Consider the following 20,205-nt stretch of genomic DNA (forward strand, 5'->3'; position numbering starts at 1 on the left):
CCGGTGAGTGCCGGGGTGGACGCTTCGGGCCGGGTCATCGTTTCGGTCACGGAGGACCGCGCGAAGACGAAGAACGCCCGCCGGGATCCGCGCGTCTCGCTGGTCTCGTTCGCTTCGAGCTTCTACGGGCCCTGGGTCCAGGTCGAGGGGACCGCGGAGTTCGCCGACGGCCCGGACCGGATCGACGCGCTCGTCGACTACTACCGCACCCTGCGCGGCGAGCACGACGACTGGGACGACTACCGCGCGGCGATGGAGCGCGACCGGCGGGTCCTGCTGCGCTTCTCGATCCTCAGGGCTTCGGGACCCGGCGCCGAGTAGGCCTGCCGCCGACGAGGTCCGATGCGGCCCGCCGGGTGGCGCCGGCGGCGGTGTGGCGCGGTCGCTGGACGAGGTCTTGAGCGATGTGCTCCGCGGTCGCCAGAAGCGGCGGCACGATGTCGCGCACTAGTTCCTCTCTACGGTGCCGGGAGACGTTCGTCGCCACGTTGATCGCCGCCACGACATGCCCCGTGTGGTCCCGGATCGGCGCCGCCACCGAGCGCAGGCCCTCCTCGAGCTCCTGGTCGACGAGCGCCCAGCCCTGCTCGCGTACCGTTGCCAGCTCGGCCAGCAGCGTGGCGGGATCCGCGATCGTGTGGGACGTGAGCGCGCGCAGCTTCACCGAGGCCAGATACCCTTCGAGCCATTCCGCCGAGCGCCAGGCCAGCAGCACCCGGCCCATTGACGTCGCGTAGGCCGGGACCCGGGTTCCCACGCTGATCGACACCGTCATGATCCGGTTGGTTGGGACGCGCGCGATGTACACGACCTCGTCCCCGTCCAGTACGGACACTGAAGACGACTCGCGCACCCGCTCGACGAGCTGCTCGACATGGGGGAGTGCGATCTCCGGCAGGCTCAGGCCGGACAGGTACGCGTATCCCAGTTCGAGTATCTTCGGCCGCAGCGCGAACAGCCGCCCGTCGCTGCGCACGTATCCGAGTTCGACGAGGGTGTGCAGGAACCGCCGGGCGGCCGCCCGCGTCATGCCGGTGGCTTTGGCCACGTCCGACAGAGTCAGTTCGCGGTGCTCGGCGTCGAAGGCGCGGATCACCGCAAGGCCCCGGTCGAGCGACTGCACGAAGTCGCCGTCCCGGGTCGGCGAAGACATCGGCCCCCTCCCCTTCCCCTGGGTGTTGTGGAGGCGCCCCGTTCGCGAATCGGACGGTTGTTCTCGATCCGCACGTTCTGGCAGGCAAGATTAGGGCTGCCTTACCCACCCGGTCAACCGAGCCCCGGCGTAGCTCGAGTCGTGGACGGGACGCCGCCGCAATCGTTTGTTCGCTGCGAGGACGAATTCTGGGGGTGGTGTGCCAGAAGCTTCACATGGGGTCTTCAGGGGCAGGCTTCTGGTCTGGCCGCGGGGAGGGGGAGGGGAGCTTCGGGCGGTGGGAGCGGGCGGGGGGTCAGGGGCAGCGGATGATGACTCCGGCGTAGGCCAGGCCGCCGCCGAATCCGAACAGCAGGATCGGCGCGCCGGGCTCTACCTCGCCCCGCTCGACCAGCTTCGAGAGCGCCAGCGGGATGCTCGCGGCCGAGGTGTTGCCCGACTCCACCACATCCTTGGCGACGACGGCGTTCACCGCGCCGAGCTTGCGCGCCAACGGCTCGATGATGCGCAGGTTCGCCTGGTGGAAGACCACTGCGGCGAGGTCCTCGGGCGTCAGGCCGGCGCGTTCGCACACTCGCCGCGTGATTTCGGGCAGGCGGGTGGTCGCCCACCGGTAGACCGTCTGGCCCTCCTGGCTGAACCGGCCGGGGCTCGCCGAGCCGGGCGTGGCCTCGATGCGCACGACGTCGGACTGCTCCGGCACCGAGCCCCAGGTCACCGGGCCGATCCCGGCCGCGGGCGCGGCGCTGACGACGGCCGCCCCCGCGCCGTCGCCGACCAGCACGCAGGTGGTGCGGTCCGTCCAGTCGGTGAAGGCGCTGAGCTTGTCCGCCCCGATCACGATGGCGTGCGTCGCCGACCCGGCGCGGATCGCGTGATCGGCCACCGCGAGCGCGTGCGCGAAGCCTGAGCAGGCCACATTGATGTCGAGGACCGCCGGGGCGCCGAGGCCGAGGCGGGCGGCCACCCGCGCCGCCATGTTCGGCGAGCGGTCGAGCGCCGTGCAGGAGGCGACCACCACCAGGTCGATGTCCGCCGCGATCAGCCCGCTGCCGGCCAGCGCCTTCTCGGCGGCGTGCGCGGCCATCGCGTCCACCGTCTCGTCGGGAGCCGCGATCCGGCGGGTCTCGATGCCCACCCGGCTGCGGATCCACTCGTCGCTGGTCTCGACCATGCCCTCGAGGTCGCGGTTGGTCAGCACCCGGGCAGGCTGGTAGTGGCCGAGCGACACGATCCGGCAACCCGGGACGTTCCACACCTCGCCGCCCAGCTGGGGTGACCGGGCGTCGGACGGGGCGGTGTTCATCGCGGCTCCTACGAGTGCGGGCGGCGGCGCGCCGGGGACAACGATTCTTCCCGGCCCGAGTGGAGCCCACAGGTGCTGTCCCCGCCAACGCCGTGCGCTGTTTCTTGGCGCGATCGACAAAATGCCGTATGCCGCTGTCGCCTCGCTTTATCGGCGCCGGAAGGCATCTCGGCGGCGATGACGTCGGCCGCCGCCTCATCACGCGAGGTCCACGCTGTACTGCGGCGATGTAGGCACGCTTGACGCATGGCAGAGCACTCCTAGAGCGGGGATCGCCAGCGTCTGGCTAAAACCTCGTGGCGTCGGCGGCGGAGTTCGTCGGCTGAGTTACGTTCAGCGCGACGGCGAAGGGCTGGCGGACGGGCTCGCCGAGGCGGATGCCGACGCGCCCGGTGACGTGGTGCGGCTCGGCGACGCGGTCGCGCTGGCACTTGCGCGGCCCGTCGCATTCGGCACCGACACGACGATGATTACGCGCGGCAGCCGGTACTGCGCGAACAGCCCGGTCGCGGACACGACCTGGGCGTTGAGCGTCAGCGAGGGGGCCCGCGCGAACGTCAGCGTCACCGGCGTGATTCGGCCCGGCCGGAACGGCGCGGCGGCCGCGAGCGCGAGTCTCGGGCATCCGGCCTGGCCGAAGCTGACGGACCGGTTCACGGGGACGGCGACCGCGCCCGCGGCGACCGTGGTGCCGACGCAGGCGGGAGCGCGGCTCGCCACGGTGCCGGTCACCCGCGCGGGCACGCCGGAGGCCGAGGCCCCGGTGACGCGGTCCAGCGTGGTGCCTGAGTTCGCCACAGCGCCGATCACCTGCGCCTGGCCCGCGACCGGGTCCACGACTAGCCAGACGTTGTTGACCTTCAGGCCTCCGGTGACCCCGGCTCCGGCGTTGGGCCGCACCGTCAGACTGGCCGCGGTGAATCCGGCGCCGCACGCGGTCGCCAGCGGCGCGACGGCCAGCAGCAGCGCCGCCGCGGCGAGAGTCGCGACGTCCCGCCGCCGGGGGAGTGCTGGCCGGCAGGGCGCATTCGGCGCGTCGAGGTCACTCACGGTCACGGTCGGTCGGGCTCCTTGGATCACTGCTGTCTGCCGGGCACAGCGTATTGATCCGACCGCACCGCTCCCGCGACGCATCAGCCGCCCGCACCAGGCTGCGAAGCCGATGCGGCAGGCCAGAGACGTGCCGGGGGTGGCGGGATTCACCCGATCAGCGTCACTCGATCGGGCGTGGGGCCACTTAGCTCTGCAGGTAGTCGATCAGGTGCTGGCGCTCGCTCTCCAACTCGCTGATCGTGCTCTTGACCACGTCCCCGATGCTGACGATGCCGACCAGCAGGCCCTTCGCGAGCACCGGGATGTGCCGGATCCGCAGCCGGGTCATCGTCCCGCGCAGCCCGTCGACCGAGTCGTCCAGCTCGCAGGTCTCCACCACCGTGGTGGCGATCTCCGAGACCGGGCCGTCCAGGACCGCGGGGCCGCGGTCGTGCAGCCGGCGCACCACGTCCCGCTCGGAGGCGATCCCGGCGACGGTCACGCCGTCCGGTGAGACCACCACGGCGCCGATGTTGTGCTGGGACAGGATCCCAAGCAGCTCGCGGCAGGTGGCGTTCGGCCGCACCGTCACGACCTCGGACCCCTTGTGCGCGAGTATGTCTCTGACCCTCATGGCGACCTCCGTTCACACCGCCGGACAGGACTCCTTTAGTCAAGATGACCGACTGAAGGCGATCAGGCCAGCCCCCGTTTGGACCACTTGGTCGCGATGCGCCGAGCGGTGGATCCTCGTAGGGCGGCGGCATACCCGGTCTGCCTGCGGTGAGGTGCGTATTCCCAGGTCAAGACCGTGGGCCGGTCAATCGTGCAGGTCGGCTCCGGTCGAGCGGCGTCCGTCCGACCGCCGGCCGAGGACAGCGCGGGGTCCGACGACGTCGGCGCCGAGGCTGCGGACCCGGGTCCGCAGCTCCCGGTCCGCCGTGACCACGAGGCAGCGCCGGTCCGTCCCCTCCTGCCGGACCACCTCGACGATCGCGTCGTCGCCCGAGCCCGGCGCGTCGACGACCCGCACCCGCGGGACGCCCGCGATCCCGCGCGCGGCCCCTTCGACCACGAGGACGACCTCCAGCGGCCCCTGCTGGGCCCAGTCGGGCAGGTCCGAAAGGTGGTCCGAGGCACGCAGCCCGTCGGCCGCCAGAGGCACGAGTGCGTCGCGCACCCGAAGCGCAGCGCCCTTCCGGTCACGCCACCAGCCGTCGGGCACCGAGCCCATGACGTTGGCGGCGTCCACGACGAGCAGCGGCGCCTTCGGCATCGGCCGCCCCCTCCCTTGGCTTGTGCCGGCGACCGCGCCGACCGTCATGCGATGTCCGCTGTCCGCCTGGTCCCGGCTCGACCGACCGGCAGCGGCGCGGTGATCGCTCCGCTCCGCCCGATTGCGCTAGCCTGGCCGAACTGTGTTTATGTCCCGAGTTATGACTGAATTTCGCGCTGCGCTTATACCCCAGACAGTGCGGTAGATCCGGATTCGATGCGGCCAGGGTGCACGCTTTGGGCGTATCAGCGTCCGCGGTTCTCCGCGCTGAGCATCCACGCCTGCTTCTCGAGGCTGCCAATGATGGCATGCAGAAGGTCGGCGGTGGACGGGTCCTCGGCGTCGACGGCGTCGTGCACGGCCCGCGCGGTCCCCGCTACGCGTCGCAGCCGGTCGGTCATCAAGTCGACTACTGCGGCCGTGTCCTGCTCGCCGAGCGGGAAGGGGGAGAGGCTGGCGGTCTTCACCACCGTCGGCGCGCGGCCATCAGGCACCGCGTCGAGGGCGCGCATGCGCTCGGCGATGGCGTCGCTGAACTCGCGGGCCTCGGCCACGATCTCGTCCAGCTGGAGGTGCAGGTCGCGGAAGTTGCGGCCGACCACGGTCCAGTGCGCCTGCTTGCCCTGCAGGTGCAACGCGATCAGGTCGGCCAGGACGCGCTGAAGGTTCTCGGCCAGCGCGGTCGAGGCGGTGAAGCCCTTGAACGACTCGGACGGCGCCGTTTCGGAAGCGGATGCGGGCTGGGTACTGGTGCTCATGACCGTTCCTTCTCGTTGAGTCGTGCTTTGAGTCCTATGTTCCGATCCACAGCCCGGTCCGGCCACCCGTCGTCGGCTGCCATGTTGATGGCGTTGCCGCGTGCGCGCCGTTTGGTCCCCGGGCCTCCGGGTAGCCACAAAGGCCCGAACAAGGGGGCATCCGCCGGTGACGCACGTTCCGGGCTCCACATACCGTTTGCAGCTGTCGCCCACGTTCACCTTCGACGACGCCTCGCGCGTCGTGCCGTACCTACACCGACTCGGCGTCACGCACGTGTACCTGTCGCCGATCCTGCAAGCCGCACCCGGGTCCACACACGGCTATGACGTCGTGGACCACAGCCGCATCAGCGAGGTGTTGGGCGGCGAATCCGGGCTGCGGCGGCTGGCCGACACCCTGCATCGGCGCGGCATGGGCGCGATCGTCGACATCGTGCCCAACCACATGGGCGTGCCGGTGCCCGAGAGCCGGAACCGCGCCCTGTGGTCGGTACTGCGCGACGGCCCCGCGTCGCCGTATGCGGTGTGGTTCGACATCGACTGGTCGGCGCAGGGCGGCGTGGTGCTGCTGCCCGTCCTGGGGCGGCGGATCGGGGACTGTGTGCGTTCGGGCGAGCTGCGCGTCGATCCCAACGGTGACCCCGACGCTCCCGACCCACTCGACGCGGGCAGGTCCGGCACGGGTGCGGTCCTGCGCTACTTCGACCACGTCTTCCCGCTGCGCCCCGGCACGGCGGGCCTTCCGCTGCCGGAACTGCTCGGCGCCCAGCACTACCGGCTGGCATATTGGCGGGTCGCCGCGGAGGAGCCCGGCTACCGGCGCTTCTTCGACATCAGCACCCTCATCGCGGTGCGCGTGGAGGACCCGGAGGTCTTCACCGCGACGCACCAGGCCGTGCTGGACCTGCTCGCGGAGGGCGTACTCGACGGCCTGCGGGTCGACCACGTGGACGGCCTCGCCGACCCGCGCCGCTATCTGCGCCGGCTCGCCGCCGCGGCTCCGGGGAAATGGGTCGTGGCCGAGAAGATCCTCGCGCCCTGGGAGAAGCTGCCCGCCGACTGGCCGTGCGCGGGAACCACCGGCTACGACGCGCAGCGGGTGCTCTTCGGGCTCCTGATGGACCCGGGCGGCACGGCCAGGCTCACCGCGCTGCACGCCGGCCTCACCGGAGCCGACGAGCACTTCGGCGACGTGGTGTGGCAGGCCAAGCTCGACGTGCTCGACAATGTCCTGCATGCGGAGCTCGACCGGCTCGCCGACCTGCTCGGCGCGATCTGCGGCACCGACCTCGACCTGCACGACCACACCCACATCGGCCTGCGCGACTCGGTCAGGGACCTGCTGGCCGCGCTGCCGGTGTACCGCGCGTACACGGTGCCGGGCGAGCCGCCGCCCCCCGAATCCGTCGACCTCGTCGAAGCGGCCGCGGCGCGCGCTGCGCTGGCGCTGCCCGAGCACCGGCACGACACGCTCGCGGTGGTCCGGGACCTGGTCCTCGGCTGTCTCGGGCCGCGCGACCGGCTCCGCGACGAGTTCCAGATCCGCTTCCAGCAGACCTCCAGCGCGGTCGCGGCCAAGGGGGTCGAGGACACCGCCGACTACCGCTGGATCGCGGTGCCCGGAGCCTGCGATGTGGGCTCCGATCCGGCCGAGCCCACGGTCTCGCCGACCGACTTCCACCTCTTCTGCGCCGACCGGCACGCCCGGCACCCGCACGCGATGACGGCGCTGACCACGCACGACAGCAAGCGCTCCGAGGACGTGCGGGCGACGCTCGCGGTGCTCGCGGAACTGCCCGAGGAGTGGGCCGCCGCGGTCGCCGGATGGCAGGCGCGCGGCCGCGAGTTGGGCGGCCACGAACCGGCTGGGGGGCTCGACCCGCAGACCGAGTACCTCCTGTGGCAGACGCTGGTCGGCTGCTGGCCGATCGGCGCCGACCGGCTCGAGCCGTATCTGCTGAAGGCCGTGCGCGAGGCCAAGGTCCGCACCTCGTGGACCGCGCCCGATGAGCACTATGAGACGGCTCTGCGCGAGTTCACCGCGGCGGTGCTCGCGGACCGCGAACTGATGGCCTCGATCGAGGACTTCGCGACGATGATCGCCCCGTACGCGGCGGTGAACTGTCTTTCCCAGAAGCTGCTTCAGCTGACCATGACCGGCGTTCCCGACATCTATCAGGGGACTGAGGGCGTGTTCCGGGCGCTGGTGGATCCGGACAACCGCCGCCCCGTCGACTTCTCCGCGGCGGCGCGGCGCCTGGATCTCCTCGACGCCGACTCGTCCGAGCCTCCGCTCTTGCTCTCGGACGCCAAGACGCTCGTGGTCCGCCGTGCCCTGACGCTCCGCCGCGAGCATCCGGACTGGTTCGGCGCCGAAAGCGACCAGTCCCCGCTCTTCGCCTCGGGAGCGGCCGCCGAGCACGCGGTCGCCTTCCTGCGCGGCGGACGCGTCGCCGCGGTCGCGACCCGCCTGCCGGCCGGCCTCGCGCGGTTCGGCGGCTGGCGGGACACCGCTCTCGCGCTGCCTCAAGGACTGTGGCGGTGCCGCCTGACCGGCCAGGTCTACAAGGCGGACCCGACGTCGGGCGCCGGGATCGCCATGGCGGAGCTCATCAGTACTCTGCCGGTCGCCCTCCTGGTACGGCAGGACGGCCGGTGACCCGATTTACCGTGTGGGCGCCGAACGCGAAGCGCGTTGATGTCGTCGTCGGCGAACTACGGGAGCCGATGGAACGCGGCGAGCGCGACGGCTGGTGGGAAGCCGAGGTGGCGTCCGCGGGGATCGGCGCCGACTATGCGTTCTCCTTGGATGGCGGGCCGCCCCGCCCCGACCCGCGCTCGCTGCACCAGCCGCACACCGTGCACGGCCCAAGCCGCGTCGTCGATCCGGCACGCTTCCCGTGGGCGGACGTGGGCTGGGCCGGCCGCTCCGTCCTCGGTGCGGTCGTTTATGAGATGCACGTCGGGACGTTCACCGACGAAGGCACCTTCGACGGGGCCGTGGCGCGGCTCGACCACCTGGCCGACCTCGGCGTCGGCTTCGTCGAACTGATGCCGGTCGCGGCGTTTCCGGGCTGCCACGGCTGGGGCTACGACGGCGTCGCGCTGTGGGCCGTCCACGATCCGTACGGCGGGCCCGAAGGACTTCAGCGGTTCGTCGACGCCTGCCATGCCCGCGGAATCGGCGTGTTGCTCGACGTCGTGTACAACCACCTTGGCCCGAGCGGCAATTATCTCGCCGAGTTCGGGCCGTACTTCACCGACCGCCACCGCACGCCGTGGGGCTGGGCGGTGAACCTCGACGACGCCGGGTCCGACGAGGTGCGCGCCTTCATCGTCGGGAACGCGGTGCACTGGCTGCGCGACTTTCACGTCGACGGGCTGCGCCTCGACGCGGTCCACGCGCTCGCGGACACGCGCGCCGTCCACATCCTCGAAGAGCTCTCCACGGCGGTGGACCGGCTGGCCGGCGAGCTCGGCAGGCCACTGACGGTGATCGCCGAGACCGACCTGAACGACCCGCGCATCGTCACCCCGCGCGAGCACCGCGGCCTCGGCGTCCACGCGCAGTGGAACGACGACTTCCACCACGCCGTGCACAGCCTCCTCACCGGCGAGCGGCACGGCTACTACGGCGACTTCGGTTCGATCGGCGGCCTGGCCAAGACCCTGACCCGGGTCTACTTCCACGACGGCACATGGTCGTCCTTCCGCGAGCGCACGCACGGCCGCCCGGTCGACACCGAACTGCTGAACGGGCACCAGTTCCTAGGCTTCGCGCAGAACCACGACCAGATCGGCAACCGCGCGCTCGGCGACCGCACCAGCGCCCTGCTCAGCCCCGACCGCCTACGCATCGCCGCGGCGCTCGTCCTGACGGCGCCCTTCACGCCGCTGATCTTCATGGGCGAGGAATGGGGCGCCTCGACGCCGTGGCAGTACTTCACCAACCACCCCGAGCCGGACCTGGGCCGAGCGATCCGCGAGGGAAGGACGCGTGAATTCGCCCGGCACGGCTGGACCGGGCAGGTGCCCGATCCACAGGCGCCGGAGACCTTCGCCCACTCGCGGCTCGACTGGGCCGAGGCAGCGTCCGAATCGCACCGCTCGCTGCTGGAGTGGTACCGGGCTCTGATTTCGCTGCGGCGCCGTGAGCCCGACCTCGCGGACCCCCGGCTCACCGTCGTGAGCGTCGACTTCGACGAGCGGGCGCGCTGGCTTGTGATCCGCCGCGGCGCGGTGCGGATCGCGGTGAACCTCGCCGACCACCCGCAAACCGTTCCCGTCGACCGGCTGCGCTCGATCCTGCTCAGCTCACACGACGTCGCAGAGCACGGCGAAGGCGGCCTGCGGCTGCCCGCTGACTCGGTCGCGATCGGGCGGGCGGATCCCTGATACGACAACGAAAAAGAACTCACCGGATTCACACCCCGGGCGACCTCCCGCCTATAGGATCAAAAATCTTCATCGGCTCGGCGCCGCGAGCCGAGTGGCGGCCTGACACGCCGCCAGGATGTGCACGGAGGCTCATGATGTCCGGACCGGACGAGTTGAACGCGCAAGTCGACACGCGCCAGGCACATCCAGCACGCATGTACGACTACTACCTCGGCGGCCGGGACAACTACGAGGTCGACCGCGAGGCCGCCGAGCGCATCATCACCGTGGTGCCCGAGATCGTCGCGGGGGCGCGCGCGAACCGGGCGTTCCTCCAGCGCGCGGTGCGCACTCTGGTGGCGGAGCACGGGATCCGGCAGATCATCGACGTCGGCACCGGGATCCCCACCTCGCCCAACACGCACGAGGTGGCCCAGGCGATCGCGCCCCAGACCCGGGTGGTCTACGTCGACAACGACCCCATCGTCCGCGCACACGCCGAGGCGCTGCTCACCGAGGTGGGGCACACCGCGTTCGTGCTCGGCGACGTGCGCGAGCCGGAGTCGTTCCTGGAGCAGCAGCAGGTCGTCTCGATGATCGACTTCAGCCAGCCGGTCGCGCTGCTGCTGGTCGCCCTGATGCACTTCGTGCCCGATCACGAGGACCCCGCGGCGATCGTCGCCCGGCTGCGCGACGCTCTGCCGGACGGAAGCTACCTGGTGCTCACCCACGCCACCATGGACCGGGCGACCGCCGACACCATTGCCCCGATCGATGAGCTGCTCGAGGTGTACGCACAGTCCTCCGCCGCGCTCACCATGCGCAGCCGGGCCCGGGTGCTCGAGTTCTTCGAGGGCTTCGACCTGCTCGAGCCGGGCCTGTCCACGGTCGGGGAGTGGCGCCTGGGTCCGGAGGACCCGCCGCCGCAGTGGCTGGGCATCTACTGCGGCGTGGGGCGCAAGCGCTGATCCGGGCGCGCGTCGACGGCGCTGCTCGCTAAGCCCTCCCAGACGCACACGGCCCCGGACCCGATGTTCGGGCCCGGGGCGGAACGCGGCGTCGCGGGTACTGCGCGGCGCCCTCGTGACGGAGCGTCAGTGGACGGTTTCCGGTGAAGCCGTGAAGCAGACCGAGAACAACTTCGGGCTCGAGGTCGCCAGCGTGCGCAGCGCGGTCTCGTGCGGCTGGAATTCCGGCTTGGCGACCGCCTGCCGCAGCGATCGGTGGTCTGTCCACCGGGCCACGTTCACGTACGCGTTCGGCTCGTCCAGCTTCTTGAGCAGCGAGTGCTCGATGAAGCCCGGCTGCTCGGCGAAGAAGGCGGAGGTCTCCGCGAACGCCTTCTCGAACTCATCGGCCGATCCGTTCACCGTGAAGCTGTTGACGAGCGTGACCGCGGTGCCCGTGCTGGCTTCGGCCGCGGCGCGCCGGACCACCACATCGCGGTACTTGGCCAGCGTCTCGCCCGGGTCGGGGCCGGCCAGCGCCGCGTGGATCCCCGCGGCGATCTCGCCGTGCCGGTGCAGCTGAGCGTGTGTCAGCGCCACCTGCGTGCGGCCCGGGCCGAGCGCCTCGAAGTCGACCTCGATGAAGCTCGCCTTCTCGTCGTCGTAGATCGGCTGCCAGCCGGGGCCGACCCGCCAGGTCAGCACGATCCGCTTCGGCGGATCCCACTCCACGACGGTGCCCCACGCGATCTCGGTCCCGTCGGCCCCGCGCTCGTAGTAGCGGCCGCCCACGCGCGGCTCGATCACCAGTGAGACCCGGTTCTCCACGAAGACGTGCTTTTCCGGGAACCACTCGAGCGGGTAGTCGGCGAAGATGGCGAAGGCCCGCTCGATGGGCACCTCCACCACGACTTTCTTGCGGACATCGGGCACGGTGTTCGAATCTTGCACTGTGTTCAGCTCGGACATGATCGTCTCCTCGACCGTCGCGGTCATCGCCCGTCCAGCGTCCGCGTCCGGTCTCGGAGGCGGCTGGAGCGGGCGTCGAAACAGGTCGCCGCCTTGGCGCTACGCCTGTGTGAGGGGCGGGTAGTCGGTGTATCCGCTCTCCCCGCCCTGGTAGAAGCCGGATTGGTCGGGCTCGTTGAACGGGCCCCCGGCGGCGATCCGCGCGGGCAGGTCCGGGTTGGCGATGAACAGCGTGCCGAGGCAGACCGCGTCCGCGACGCCCTCCGCCACCGCGTGGCAGGCCTGCTCGACCGTGGCCGGGCCGCCCTGGGGTCCGGCCGGATGGGGGTTGAGGATCAGCGGTGCGGACCAGAGCTCGCGCAGCCGCCGGGTGAGCGGCCGGTCGTCGACCTCGCGCACGTGCAGATAGGCCACGCCCTGCGGCAGCGCCCGCACCAGCTCCGGATACACGACGTCGTCGTCACCCGGCTCGATTCCGAACGCGTTGTTCCACGGCGCGACGCGTACGCCCACCCGGTCGGGGCCGATCTCGGCGGCCACCGCCTCGACCACCTCTACGGCGAAACGGATGCGGCCGGCGACCGATCCGCCGTAAGCGTCGGAGCGCTGATTCGCCGTCGCGTCCAGGAACTGGTTGATCAGGTACCCGTTGCCCGCGTGAACCTCGACCCCGTCGAAGCCCGCCTGAATGGCCGCGTGCGCGGAGCGCACGAACTCGCCGATCAGCGCCCGGATCTCCCCGAAGGCCAGCTCTCGCGGGGTCGGGCACGGCACCATGCCCTGCGTGGTGAAGGTCTTCGCGCGAGGGGCGACGGCCGACGGCGCCACCGGGGCGCCCCCGTCTGGCTGGAGGTCCTCATGGCTGACCCGCCCGGCGTGCACCAGCTGCGCGAACAGAACGCCGCCGCGCGCGTGCACGGCATCGGTGACCGGCCGCCACGAGGCGACGTGCGCCTCGGAGTACATCCCGGGGATTTTGATCGCGCTCTTGCCCTGCTCCGAGATGTACGAGCTCTCGGCGACGACGAGCCCGGCGGTGGCGCGCTGGGCGTAGTAATCGGCCATCAGCGCGCTCGCCGTCCCGTCCGGGTTCGCCCGGCTGCGCGTGAGCGGCGCCATGACCAGGCGGTTGGCCAGCTCGAAGGCGCCCACCACCACGGTGTCGAACAGCGTCCCTGTGTCCAGAGCCTCGACCAGGATTTCCATGGCTCATGTCTAAGCCCGCCCGGTGTCGAAGCGGTCGCATTCCGGTCGAATGCGGACGCTCGGCCGACGCCGGGCCCGGGTGTTCGAGCCGGGCCCGAGGCCGGCGACTTACGGTCACCGCGCGCCGGCGGTGCCGAGAACCGGCAGCTGGCGAAGGGAGTCCACATATGAATATATTGATGAGCACGGGGAAGTTCCTCTGGCGCGGGCTGCGCAACTCCGCCTTTTTCACCACGCCCCTGCCCCCAGCCGACCAGATCCGCGAGATCCTCCTCGGCGCTCGTGAGCGTCTGGTTCCCGCGCTGGTGCCCGGCATCGGGGAGCAGGCGAGCGCAAGTCGACTCACCCCCGCCCAGCAGCAGATCTGGGAAGACTTGGTGGCCAGCCTCACCGGCCGTAGCTCTGGCAGCGAGTGAGGTGTTCGCGGGACGCGGAGGATCTGAGGCCACACCGCGGCAACAGCGTGAAGCCCGGCACGATCGGCGAAACCGACCGTGCCGGGCTTCAGTCTGACGCTCCGTCCGAGACCGAGGATCACCCCGGTGCTCGAACCGGCGCGTCGTTTACGCGGTTTTCGTTTACGCGGTTTTCATTTACGCAGCGGCCTCCGTGGTCTCCTCCTTGCGGGGCTTGGGCACCGCGAACAGCAGGAGGAAGGCCGCGAGCGACAGGCCCGCGAACGTCCAGAGCGCCACCTGGAAGCTCTTGGCGAACGCCTTGGCCCCCGACACCGCCGTCGACTTGGCGACGGCCGAGGACGCCACCGGGTTGCTGGTCAGCGACGCCAGGGTGTTGCAGCTGGCCGGCGTGATCTCGGGGTCCTTCTCGTTGACCCGGTCCACCGAGCACTGCTTGGCGGCGGCCGTGATCGCGGCCGCCTGCTGCGGCGAGGCCTGCGCGGACGAGGTCAGCGTCGAGCGCAGCGCCGGGGCCGCGGTGTCCGCGCTGTGCGCCGTGTTGGTGCCGAGCAGGCCGAAGAACACCACGGCGGTCAGCGCGGCGCCGAGCGCGTAGCCGAGCTGCTGGGTGGTGTTGATCAGACCCGAGGCGGAACCGACGTCCTCCATCGGCGCCTGGGCGATGGCCAGCGGCGCGGTGGGCGCCATCAGCATGCCGAAGCCGAGGCCGAAGACGATCAGCGGGGCGATCATGATCCACGTGGACGCGGTCGCGCCGTAGTGGACCACCACCCAGCCGTAGGCGACCAGACCGGCGAGCGCCACCAGCGCGCCGACCTGTAGCACGACGCGACCGAACTTCTGCGACGCCATCAACGCGGGGAAGGCCGCGAAGAACGCCGCGAGGGAGAACGGCAGGCTGGTCAGGCCCGCGTGGATCGCGGAGTAGCCGAGACCCAGCTGCAGGTACACCGCCCAGCTGATGAAGAACACGCCGTTGCCGATCATGAACGCCAGGTAGGTGCCCATGCCCGCGGTGAAGCTGGCCCGCTTGAACAGGCTGAGCACCACCAGCGGCGACTGGTTGCGGGCCGTGCGCCGCCGCTCGTAGAGCACGAACGCGACCAGCACCGGCACGGACACGCCCATGGAGACGTAGCCCCAGGTCGGCCAGCCCATCTCGCGCCCCTGGATCAGCGGGAACACCAGCAGCAGCAGGCCGAGGGTGGACAGCAGCAGACCAGGCACGTCCAGCTTCGTCTGCCACGGCGCCTTGGACTCGCGGATCACCCGCCAGCCCGCGATGAGCGCGAACAGGCCCACCGGGACGTTGATCAGGAACACGGTGCGCCAGTGCAGGCCCCACAGGTTCCAGTTCACCAGGATCCCGCTCAGCGAGATCCCGAAAGCTCCGGCCAGTCCGGCTACCCCACCGAACAGACCGTATGCCTTGGGCTTCTCCTCGTCGCTGAAGGACACGTGAATGACCGACAGCACCTGAGGAACCATCAGCCCGGCGAACACGCCCTGGGTGACCCGTGCCCCGATCAGCATGCCGGGGGTCACGGACAGCGCGCAAAGCAGCGAGGACGCGGTGAACCCGGCCACGCCGATCAGGAACATGATCTTGCGCCCGACGATGTCGCCGAGCCGGCCCCCGAGGATAAGCAGCAGTGCGAACGAGAGCACGTATCCGGTGGTGACCCACTGGAGTGCCGAGAAGCCCGCGCCGAGGTTCTTCTGGATCGACGGCAGGGCCACGTTCACGATCGTGTTGTCCAGCAGGTCCATGAACGCGGCGAGAACCACCACCGCGAGGGCGAACCACCGCTTGGGGTCCGCCCCCGGCGGCGCGGCCGCACCCGACCCCGCCGAGGTCAGATCGGTCTGTGTAGCCATATCAGGCCTTTCCTTGTGTGCCGGAGCGGCGCGGGACCGGGCAAGCGCGATCCCGCGGCCTTCGCGAGCGCGCGCGAACGCGCCACTCGTGTTCGGTTGTCCCGATTTGGAGGCTAGGGAGGCAGACTCGAGCCTGACTCGAGAGGCGGTGCAGGTCAGCGGGCCGTTCGAGGCGAGGTCGACCGCGCCGCGAGACCCATCGAACTCAATGTCTGCGAACGAGGCGCGAGGGGCGCCTGCGACCCCCTAAGCCACCGCGCCCAGTCGTCTGACGAGGAGCCGCCGATGAGCACCGGTGCCGCGCCGACGCCCACCCCCTTCCGGATCGAGATCCCCGAGACCGACCTGACCGACCTGCGCGAACGCCTGTCGCGCACCCGCTGGCCCGAGGCCGAAACTGTGGAGGGCTGGTCCCAGGGCATGCCGCTGGCCTATACGCGAGAGCTGGCGGAGTACTGGCGCGACGGCTACGAATGGCGCGCGACCGAGCGGCGCCTGGCCGAGCTGCCCCAGTACCGGCTCGCGATCGACGGGCTGGCCGTTCATTACGCGCACGTGCGCTCGCCGCATCCCGGCGCGCTGCCGCTGCTGGTCACGCACGGCTGGCCCGGCTCGATCACCGACCTGCTCGACCTGGTCGAGCCGCTGACCCGCCCGGAAGACCCGGCCGACGCCTTCGACCTGGTCCTGCCGTCCCTGCCCGGATACGGCTTCAGCGACAAGCCGAGCGGCACCGGCTGGGGCGTGGACCGCATGGCCAAGGCGTTTGCGCAGCTGATGGCGGCGCTCGGATACGAGCGGTACGGCGCGCACGGCACCGACTGGGGCTCCTTCATCACCGGGGCGCTCGGCACCGCCGACCCGGACCACCTCGCGGGCATCCACCTGGCCATGCCCTTCGCCGCGCCCCCGAAGGAGCAGGTCGAGCTCTCCGAGCGCGACCTGGCCGGACTGGCCAAGCTCAAGGAGTTCCAGCAGAACGAGGGCGGCTACGCGACCATCCAGGCCACCCGCCCGCAGACGCTCGGCTACGGCCTGACCGACTCGCCCGTCGGCCAGCTGGCCTGGGCGGCGGAGAAGTACTGGGCGTGGAGCGACCACGACGGCGATCTGGACAAGGCGATCGCGCGCGACCGGGTGCTGGACGCCGTGTCGGTGAACTGGTTCACCCGCACCGCGGTCTCCTCGGCCCGCATCTACTGGGAGAGCTACAACAACATGGCTCTGGCTCCGGTGCACGTGCCCACCGCCTGCGTCACGTACCCGAAGGACGGCCGAATGCCGCGCGCCTGGTGCGAGCGGCGGTTCACCGACCTGCGCTCGTGGATCGACCACGAGGCCGGCGGGCACTTCCCGGCGCTGGAGGACCCGCGCCTGCTCGCCGAGGAGCTTCGGGCGTTCTTCCGCCCGCTGCGCTGACACACCCCGAACCGAAGGAGCGACGAGCAGATGAGCAGCGAACCGATCCCCGCGACCAGCCTGGAGGTGCGGCTGGCCGCCTACCCGGGCGACGAGGTGCGGCCCGAGCACTTCGAGGTGGCCGAGGCGCCGCTGCCGGAGGCGGGCCCCGGCCAGATCGTGGTGCGCAACACGTGGATGGCCCTGGGCGCGGTCTCCCGCGACCAGATGAACCCGACGCTGAACCTGCCGATCCCGGCGTTCCAGCTCGGCGAGGCGATGTGGGGCCGCGCGGTCGGCACCGTGGTGCGCTCCAACAGCCCGGACCTGGCCGAGGGCGACCTCGTCGAGCACTTCTTCGGCTGGCGCGAATACGCGGTCAACTACGCACAGGCCTTCTTCAAGCGCGACCGTGGCCTGCTGCCCAGCCCGGAGTACTACCTGTCGCAGGGCCCGACGGCCTGGCGCGGCACCGTCGTGGTCGCCGACGTGCACGAGGGCGACGTGGTCTTCGTGTCCGGGGCCACCAGCGGCGTCGGCGCGCTGGCCGGGCAGATCGCCAAGAAGCGCGGCGCGAAGCTGGTCATCGGCAGCACCGGGTCCCCGCAGAAGATCGACTACCTCAAGGAACTCGGCTTCGACGTGGCCTTCGACTACCACGAGGGCCCGGTGGCCGACCGGCTGCGCGAGCTGGCCCCCGACGGCATCTCGGTGTTCTTCGACAACGTCGGCGGCGAGCAGTTCGAGGCGGCGGTCGAGGCGGCCGCGCCCGGCGCCCGCTTCGCCCTGTGCGGCGCGCTGGCCGGGCAGTCCGGCCCGAAGGGCGGCGAAGGCGGCCGGCCGCGGCTGGACCTCATGGCGGCCTTCCCCAAGGAGCTGGTGCTGCGCCCGTTCGCCACGCTGCACACCCCGGAGCAGATGAACGACTGGAACCGGCAGTTCGCCGAGTACCTGGAGGAGGGCGGCTTCACCTACCCGCACACCGCGATCGAAGGAGGCGTCGCCGAACTGCCCGCCTCCTTCATCGGACTGCTCAAAGGCAAATACAGCGGTACCGCCGTCGCGCGGCTGTGTGTTCACGAGTGAACACGAGGACCACCAGGAACCGCTGACCTGGCCCAACTACAAGGAGACACACCGCGATGACTGCACAAGGCACCATCCTGCTCGGAGAGGACACGACACTGCGTGGCCTCGTGCACAGCATCGACCTGCGCGCTCTGGCCTTCTGGGCGACCCCGGCGGCCCTACACATCGAGGACGAACTCGGGCCGGTCGACCCGGCCAAGAGCCTCGAGGGGCGCTGGGGCCTGGTGATCGGGATCGTCGGCGGCGTGGGCCCCACCGACGAGGCGGTCGCGGACTTCTACTTCCGCCCGGACCACACGATCAAGGCGCTCGGGCCGGAGGCCGACGACGGCGATCCGCACTTCATCGGGATCGGCTACTGGTTCTCCTTCCCGGACGGCTCGTTCGTCTTCGGGGTCAACCACCCCGGCCTGCCGGACGGCGCCGGCGGCTCGAGCGGCGCGATCTTCGGCATGCACCGCGGCGAGGTCGTCGGCGACACCCTGACCACGCGCGGATTCGCGGTGGTGGACCAGGGCGCCGGCCAGCCGTACGTGGGCCCGCTGCGGGTGGCCGCGCGCGGCACTCGGACGGTCGAGTAGCCGAGAAGACAAGCAAGGCAGGTAAGACAAGCAAGCCAGGCAAGACATGTAAGGAGGCGACCGTGACTGGGCGCTTGAACGCAGCCGACCTGATCCCGGCCGGGGATCTGAGGACCCTCTCGCTCTGGGCGGCGCCGGCGTGCGCACTGCTGGAGGACGAGTTCGAGCAGGTGGCCGAGGCGCGCAGCCTCCAGGGCGAGTGGGAGCTGCTGGTGGACGTCGCCGGCGACGTGACGCCGCCGATCGGCTTCGACTTCAGGCCGGACCACACCCTGGTCACGATCGGCCCGCCGGCCGAGGACGGCGGCGCGTACTTCGTCGGACTCGGCTACTGGCTCTCCTTCCCCGACGGCTCCTTCATCTTCGGGGTCAACCATCCCGGCCTTCAGGACGGCCAAGGCGCCTCGCCCGGCGCGATCTTCGCGCTGCACCGCGGCCGGGTCGACGGCGACGCCCTCACCTCGCGGGCGTTCGCCGTCGTCGACGAGGGCGTCGCGCGGCCGTTCCTCGGGCCGATCCCGGTCCGCACCACCGGCACGCGCATCCTCCCTCCGCCACAGTAGAAGGGTCCGGAATGTACGACGTGATCGTGGTCGGCGCTCGAGTCGCGGGCGCCTCCACAGCCCTGCTGTTCGCCCAGGCCGGCTACCGCGTCCTGTTGGCCGACCGGGCGCACTTCCCCAGCGACACGCTCTCGACGCACTACATCCACCAGCCGGGGGTCGCCCGCATGGCGCGGTGGGGCGTGCTCGACACCGTGCGCGCGACCGGCTGCCCGGCTCTGGAGCGGACCATTTACCAGGTCGGCGACGTCCGGCTGGACGGCTGCTCGGTGCCGCACGACGGACAGCGGGCCGCCTATGCGCCGCGCCGCTACCTGCTCGACAAGATCCTGATCGACGCCGCCGTGGCCGCCGGAGCCGAGTTCCGCGAGGGCTGCTCCGCGGCCGGGCCGGTGTTCGACGGCGACCGGGTGGTCGGCGTGGCCTTCCGCTCGAGCGACGGCGGCACCTACGAGGAGCGCGCGCGGCTGTCGGTCGGCGCGGACGGGATGCGCTCGGTGCTCGCGAAGGGCGTCCGCGCCGAGTTCATCGTGCACGACGAGCTGCAGACCTGCATCTACTACACCTACTGGCAGGGCTTCCAGTCCGACTTCGAGCTCTACGAGCGGCCCGGCCGGTGGATCGGCGCGGTGCCCACCAACGACGGCGCGACGCTGATCGCCGCCTACCATCCGCAGAGCGAGTTCGACCGCGTACGCGGCGACGCGCTGGCGAACTACCTGGAGAACATCCAGACCACCGCGCCGGACCTGTACGAGCGCGCGGTGACCGGCGAGCGGGTCGAGCGGCTGCGCGGCACCGGAGACCAGCAGAACTTCTTCCGGCAGCCCAGCGGGCCCGGCTGGGCGCTGGTCGGCGACGCCGCGCACCACAAGGACTCGATCACCGCGCGCGGCATCAGCGACGCATTCCTGCAGTCCGACCTGCTGTTCGACTCGGTGGGCACGGCGCTTCAGGACCCGGGCCGACTGGACGAGGGGTTGCGCGACTACGCCCAGCAGCTGCCGGACGAGCTGTTCGAGGGCTACCGCAACACCCTGTTCACCAGCCGGCTGGAGGTCACCCCCGACCGGATGACCATGCTGCGGGCTCTGTCTCAGTCCCCTGAGCTGACCGCGAAGTACTTCGCGGCCGCGGCCGGCGGCATGTCCGTCGAGGACCTGTACGACGACGACCTGCACCAGGCCCTGGCCGCGTGAACCGGGCCGGGCGCACCCGGTCCGCACCGTCCAGCCGCAGTCGAGCCGGTCTCC

The 20,205-nt window shown here is 71.0% G+C and carries 19 protein-coding genes; 10 read left to right on the forward strand and 9 right to left on the reverse strand.

The genetic code is table 11. The features are described 5' to 3' along the window. A partial coding sequence (locus VGZ32_RS14495) for a TIGR03618 family F420-dependent PPOX class oxidoreductase (protein ID WP_326886539.1) occupies window positions 1-321 on the forward strand: 321 nt, incomplete at its 5' end. Here the strand turns inward: VGZ32_RS14495 and VGZ32_RS14500 are convergent. The 6 genes from VGZ32_RS14500 to VGZ32_RS14525 form a co-directional block, all read right to left on the reverse strand. Further along, on the reverse strand, window positions 293-1,153 hold the full coding sequence (locus VGZ32_RS14500; protein ID WP_326886540.1) for an IclR family transcriptional regulator: 861 nt from the start codon (window positions 1,151-1,153) through the stop codon (window positions 293-295). The two genes, VGZ32_RS14495 and VGZ32_RS14500, sit on opposite strands and share 29 nt — an antisense overlap. 295 nt (window positions 1,154-1,448) lie before the next feature. After that, window positions 1,449-2,459 (reverse strand): beta-ketoacyl-ACP synthase III, encoded by a 1,011-nt coding sequence (locus tag VGZ32_RS14505; RefSeq protein ID WP_326886541.1) that lies wholly within the window; start codon window positions 2,457-2,459, stop codon window positions 1,449-1,451. 333 nt (window positions 2,460-2,792) lie between these two features. Then, window positions 2,793-3,515 carry a hypothetical protein gene (locus tag VGZ32_RS14510; RefSeq protein ID WP_326886542.1) on the reverse strand — a complete coding sequence of 241 codons (723 nt, stop codon included), beginning with the start codon at window positions 3,513-3,515 and terminating at the stop codon, window positions 2,793-2,795. A gap of 181 nt (window positions 3,516-3,696) precedes the next feature. Beyond that, window positions 3,697-4,125 carry a CBS domain-containing protein gene (locus VGZ32_RS14515; protein WP_326886543.1) on the reverse strand — a complete coding sequence of 143 codons (429 nt, stop codon included), beginning with the start codon at window positions 4,123-4,125 and terminating at the stop codon, window positions 3,697-3,699. A gap of 186 nt (window positions 4,126-4,311) precedes the next feature. Continuing rightward, window positions 4,312-4,767, reverse strand: a complete 456-nt coding sequence (locus VGZ32_RS14520) for a hypothetical protein (RefSeq protein WP_326886544.1) — start codon at window positions 4,765-4,767, stop codon at window positions 4,312-4,314. Between the two features lie 245 nt (window positions 4,768-5,012). Further along, complete coding sequence (locus VGZ32_RS14525; RefSeq protein ID WP_326886545.1) at window positions 5,013-5,525, reverse strand: DNA starvation/stationary phase protection protein; 513 nt, start codon at window positions 5,523-5,525, stop codon at window positions 5,013-5,015. 166 nt (window positions 5,526-5,691) lie between these two features. Here VGZ32_RS14525 and treY point away from each other — a divergent pair, with 166 nt between their 5' ends. The 3 genes from treY to VGZ32_RS14540 all read left to right on the forward strand — a co-directional run bounded on the left by treY (window position 5,692) and on the right by VGZ32_RS14540 (window position 10,870). Beyond that, on the forward strand, window positions 5,692-8,184 hold the full coding sequence (gene treY / locus VGZ32_RS14530; RefSeq protein WP_326886546.1) for a malto-oligosyltrehalose synthase: 2,493 nt from the start codon (window positions 5,692-5,694) through the stop codon (window positions 8,182-8,184). Then, the gene (gene treZ / locus VGZ32_RS14535) at window positions 8,181-9,920 is read left to right on the forward strand and encodes a malto-oligosyltrehalose trehalohydrolase (RefSeq protein ID WP_326886547.1); all 1,740 of its coding nucleotides are present in this window, start codon (window positions 8,181-8,183) and stop codon (window positions 9,918-9,920) included. Before treY ends, treZ begins: the two co-directional genes overlap by 4 nt. Window positions 9,921-10,054: 134 nt before the next feature. Further along, window positions 10,055-10,870, forward strand: coding sequence for an SAM-dependent methyltransferase (locus tag VGZ32_RS14540; protein WP_326886548.1), 816 nt, complete (start codon window positions 10,055-10,057; stop codon window positions 10,868-10,870). Between the two features lie 126 nt (window positions 10,871-10,996). On the opposite strand, the gene VGZ32_RS14545 is transcribed toward VGZ32_RS14540, so the two are convergent. Next, window positions 10,997-11,845 carry an SRPBCC domain-containing protein gene (locus tag VGZ32_RS14545; protein WP_326886549.1) on the reverse strand — a complete coding sequence of 283 codons (849 nt, stop codon included), beginning with the start codon at window positions 11,843-11,845 and terminating at the stop codon, window positions 10,997-10,999. A gap of 72 nt (window positions 11,846-11,917) precedes the next feature. Next, window positions 11,918-13,024 (reverse strand): alkene reductase, encoded by a 1,107-nt coding sequence (locus VGZ32_RS14550; RefSeq protein WP_326886550.1) that lies wholly within the window; start codon window positions 13,022-13,024, stop codon window positions 11,918-11,920. 179 nt (window positions 13,025-13,203) lie between these two features. Here VGZ32_RS14550 and VGZ32_RS14555 point away from each other — a divergent pair, with 179 nt between their 5' ends. After that, window positions 13,204-13,440 (forward strand): hypothetical protein, encoded by a 237-nt coding sequence (locus VGZ32_RS14555; RefSeq protein WP_326886552.1) that lies wholly within the window; start codon window positions 13,204-13,206, stop codon window positions 13,438-13,440. Between the two features lie 177 nt (window positions 13,441-13,617). Here VGZ32_RS14555 and VGZ32_RS14560 read toward each other — a convergent pair whose 3' ends face one another. Next, window positions 13,618-15,321, reverse strand: coding sequence for an MFS transporter (locus VGZ32_RS14560; protein WP_326886553.1), 1,704 nt, complete (start codon window positions 15,319-15,321; stop codon window positions 13,618-13,620). Window positions 15,322-15,606: 285 nt separating this feature from the next. On the opposite strand from VGZ32_RS14560, the gene VGZ32_RS14565 reads away from it, so the two are divergent. The 5 genes from VGZ32_RS14565 (at window position 15,607) to VGZ32_RS14585 (ending at window position 20,151) form a co-directional block, all read left to right on the forward strand. After that, window positions 15,607-16,740: an epoxide hydrolase gene (locus tag VGZ32_RS14565; protein WP_326886554.1), complete on the forward strand. Its 1,134-nt coding sequence runs from the start codon at window positions 15,607-15,609 to the stop codon at window positions 16,738-16,740. Between the two features lie 30 nt (window positions 16,741-16,770). Then, complete coding sequence (locus tag VGZ32_RS14570; protein ID WP_326886555.1) at window positions 16,771-17,805, forward strand: NADP-dependent oxidoreductase; 1,035 nt, start codon at window positions 16,771-16,773, stop codon at window positions 17,803-17,805. 56 nt (window positions 17,806-17,861) lie between these two features. Then, entirely contained in the window at window positions 17,862-18,389 is a 528-nt protein-coding gene (locus tag VGZ32_RS14575; protein ID WP_326886556.1) for a hypothetical protein, read from the forward strand. A gap of 62 nt (window positions 18,390-18,451) precedes the next feature. Next, a complete protein-coding gene (locus VGZ32_RS14580) occupies window positions 18,452-18,952 on the forward strand; it encodes a hypothetical protein (protein ID WP_326886557.1) in 501 nt (166 codons plus the stop codon). Between the two features lie 11 nt (window positions 18,953-18,963). After that, a complete protein-coding gene (locus tag VGZ32_RS14585) occupies window positions 18,964-20,151 on the forward strand; it encodes an NAD(P)/FAD-dependent oxidoreductase (protein WP_326886558.1) in 1,188 nt (395 codons plus the stop codon). Window positions 20,152-20,205 lie beyond the last annotated feature (54 nt).

Source organism: Actinocrinis sp. (assembly GCF_035938995.1).
Lineage (GTDB): Bacteria > Actinomycetota > Actinomycetes > Streptomycetales > Catenulisporaceae > DASZGI01.

Bases quoted from the DNA above. Each gene is read 5' to 3' on its own strand.
- VGZ32_RS14500 (WP_326886540.1), bottom strand. From the start codon at position 1,153: ATGTCTTCGCCGACCCGGGACGGCGACTTCGTGCAGTCGCTCGACCGG.
- VGZ32_RS14505 (WP_326886541.1), bottom strand. From the start codon at position 2,459: ATGAACACCGCCCCGTCCGACGCCCGGTCACCCCAGCTGGGCGGCGAG.
- VGZ32_RS14515 (WP_326886543.1), bottom strand. From the start codon at position 4,125: ATGAGGGTCAGAGACATACTCGCGCACAAGGGGTCCGAGGTCGTGACG.
- VGZ32_RS14520 (WP_326886544.1), bottom strand. From the start codon at position 4,767: ATGCCGAAGGCGCCGCTGCTCGTCGTGGACGCCGCCAACGTCATGGGC.
- VGZ32_RS14525 (WP_326886545.1), bottom strand. From the start codon at position 5,525: ATGAGCACCAGTACCCAGCCCGCATCCGCTTCCGAAACGGCGCCGTCC.
- VGZ32_RS14540 (WP_326886548.1), top strand. From the start codon at position 10,055: ATGATGTCCGGACCGGACGAGTTGAACGCGCAAGTCGACACGCGCCAG.
- VGZ32_RS14545 (WP_326886549.1), bottom strand. From the start codon at position 11,845: ATGACCGCGACGGTCGAGGAGACGATCATGTCCGAGCTGAACACAGTG.
- VGZ32_RS14550 (WP_326886550.1), bottom strand. From the start codon at position 13,024: ATGGAAATCCTGGTCGAGGCTCTGGACACAGGGACGCTGTTCGACACC.
- VGZ32_RS14555 (WP_326886552.1), top strand. From the start codon at position 13,204: ATGAGCACGGGGAAGTTCCTCTGGCGCGGGCTGCGCAACTCCGCCTTT.
- VGZ32_RS14560 (WP_326886553.1), bottom strand. From the start codon at position 15,321: ATGGCTACACAGACCGATCTGACCTCGGCGGGGTCGGGTGCGGCCGCG.
- VGZ32_RS14565 (WP_326886554.1), top strand. From the start codon at position 15,607: ATGAGCACCGGTGCCGCGCCGACGCCCACCCCCTTCCGGATCGAGATC.
- VGZ32_RS14570 (WP_326886555.1), top strand. From the start codon at position 16,771: ATGAGCAGCGAACCGATCCCCGCGACCAGCCTGGAGGTGCGGCTGGCC.
- VGZ32_RS14575 (WP_326886556.1), top strand. From the start codon at position 17,862: ATGACTGCACAAGGCACCATCCTGCTCGGAGAGGACACGACACTGCGT.
- VGZ32_RS14585 (WP_326886558.1), top strand. From the start codon at position 18,964: ATGTACGACGTGATCGTGGTCGGCGCTCGAGTCGCGGGCGCCTCCACA.